This window comes from Anoxybacillus sp. J5B_2022 (assembly GCF_026847645.1).
Lineage (GTDB): Bacteria > Bacillota > Bacilli > Bacillales > Anoxybacillaceae > Anoxybacteroides.
The window spans coordinates 1-2,550 of record NZ_JAPSMC010000119.1 but is presented as its reverse complement, the minus strand read 5'-3'; the positions used below and the strand labels follow the sequence as shown (position 1 = coordinate 2,550).

The 2,550-nt window shown below is 36.4% G+C and carries 1 protein-coding gene and 1 pseudogene; both read left to right on the top strand.

The features are described from left to right. Positions 1–1,772: helicase-related protein (locus M4I42_RS16555; protein WP_268853147.1), on the top strand; the 1,772-nt coding region annotated here is incomplete at its 5' end. Continuing rightward, a pseudogene (locus tag M4I42_RS16550) lies at positions 1,769–2,550 on the top strand (hypothetical protein); the annotation flags it as partial. The gene M4I42_RS16555 and the pseudogene M4I42_RS16550, both read left to right, overlap by 4 nt.

Sequence of the window (2,550 nt, the reverse complement as noted above, 5' to 3'; positions counted from 1 at the left end):
TATACAGAAGTCATTACTTTAAAGTGCATGTATATAATTATAAGGATGGTAAGGGTGTAAAGTTAGAATATGAACGTTTGAAAAAACAAATTATTAATTGCCCTTGTTGTGGGATAAGCAAAGACAAATTGGTTTATGAAATATCCCCGAGTGAAGACGTAGATATTGAAAAGCATGGTTTTAGGATTTATTGCGGAAATCCGAAGTGTTATTTTTCAAAGACTAACATTCCAGTGTATTTAATTGACGAGGAAATTTATAGAAAATTACCTACTGTTGTGATTTCTACAGTTGATAAATTTGCACGATTACCGTGGGATGAGAGAACAGCGTCTTTGTTTGGGAAAGTGGATCGGTATTGTGAGCGCTGTGGTTATATAGCAAAAGGCGAAGAACATCCTAGTTCACATAGAAATCCAAGGGCTAGTGTTTATGAAGTAAAACCTTTTTATCCACCGGAGTTAATTATTCAAGATGAGCTTCACTTAATTACAGGACCGTTAGGTTCAATATACGGTGGTTATGAAACAGCGATTGAGGAATTGTGTAGTTACTCTTTAGAAAATGGTGAGAAAATAAAACCAAAATATGTTGTTGCTACTGCTACTATTCAAAATGCAGATGAACAGATTAAACGTTTATATGCTCGTAACGAAATGAAGCAATTTCCACCATCAGGTTTGGAAGTTGAGGATTCGTTTTTTGCAAAAGAAATCCCGATTAAAGAAGAACCTTTCAGATTGTACAGTGGAATATGTGTTTCAGGTCATTCTATGAAAACCGTTTTGGTACGTGTATATGCTGTGCTCCTACAATTTACAGAGAATTTAAAAGATAATCCAGAATATTCAAAATATCTCGATCCTTATCGGACGTTGATTGGTTATTTTAACAGTATAAGAGAGCTCGGTGGAACTGTTCGCCTATTAGATGATGACGTAAAGAAAAGATTACAAATTATCACGAACAAATATAAGTTTCCTGCTCAGCGTTATATTAACAAGTACAGAGAGCTAACATCGCGTATTCCTTCTTACAAAATTCCAGAGGTTTTGGGAGAACTGGAAAAAGAAATGGGGGAAGGAGAGATTGCTGTTGTTTTGGCAACTAATATGATTGCTGTTGGCATGGATGTCGATAGACTGGGGTTAATGGTAGTGACGGGGCAACCTAAACAAACATCCGAATACATTCAAGCATCGAGTCGGGTGGGGAGAAAATTCCCTGGATTAGTGATAACAGTGTATAACCCATATCGCCCAAGAGACATGTCTCATTATCAAAATTTTAAAGGTTACCACGGTCGTTTGTATTATCACGTTGAGGGAACGACTGCCACTCCTTATGCATCACGAGCGAGAGATCGATTTTTACATGCAGTAGCAGTTGCTTTACTTCGTTTAGATAATCCAGAATTGGCAGGAAATAAAAATGCAAAAAACATTAGATATGCAAATCTTTCAAATATTAGAGAAACAATTCGGGAAAGGGTTTCAATAGTAGAAAAAAAGAATGCAACTGATACGCTAAGTGAGTTGAACCAGTTTTTGGATAATTGGATTAAAGATAGCGAACTTCGCACAGATCTTGAATATTATTTTTCTACTATGAATAAGTACGCTGCAAAAAATGGTATAAATAAAAATCGTTTACTCAGACGATATGCTGAGAAAGAATTGCGTAGGGTAGAAAGACCAACGCTTGATTCAATGAGAGAAATTGAAATAACGAGTAGTTTGAAGCTTTATGAAAAGGAGTGGTGGTTAAAATGAGAAATAAAGTCGGAGAAATCCGACCAGGGCAGTTGATTACTACCTTTGGTCCTGGCGCTATTATAGACTCAGTGAATGATTCTTTAATGATTTTAGATATTCGATATTGGGATAAAGCCAAGGACATTATCTATGATAAAAATCTTGCAAATTTTTTGGGTAAACATTATTTCAAGAAAGTACCAGCAACAGGTCAATTCGCGGATCTACCAGTAATACCTTTTCCCTTTTATCATGAGTGTAGCAATACCAAATGTAGGAATCTGTTTGATATACGAGACAATTTTAAAATCGGGGAATATTTAGAGAAAGGACCGAGATGCCCTATTTGTGATTGGAGAGCACATCCTGCGAGGTTTGTTATCTCTTGTGAGGATAACCATTTGGAGGATTTCCCATGGAAATGGTGGGCTCATGGAAAAGAATATAAGGAATGTAATGGAAGATTAACCTTGTCAAGTGCAGGAGATTCCTCAGGCTTAGAATCACTAAGCGTGAGATGTTCTTGCATGGATAGTGGGAAATCTTTAAGGGGGGCTTTAGATCCTAAATCATTTAAAGGATATAAATGTAGAGGTTCACATCCTCATAAACTTGAGTTTAATAAAGGCTGTAAAGATAAAGATGGTAAAGGGAGAGACGTTATACCGCTTCAACGAGGTGCGTCTAACGTTTACTTTGCAGCGGTTAGAAGTGCGATATCATTTTCTGAGGATTCTCAAATTAAAGAATTGCTTATTAAACACCAAGAGGCATTGATTCAATGGGAAAAGAAAAG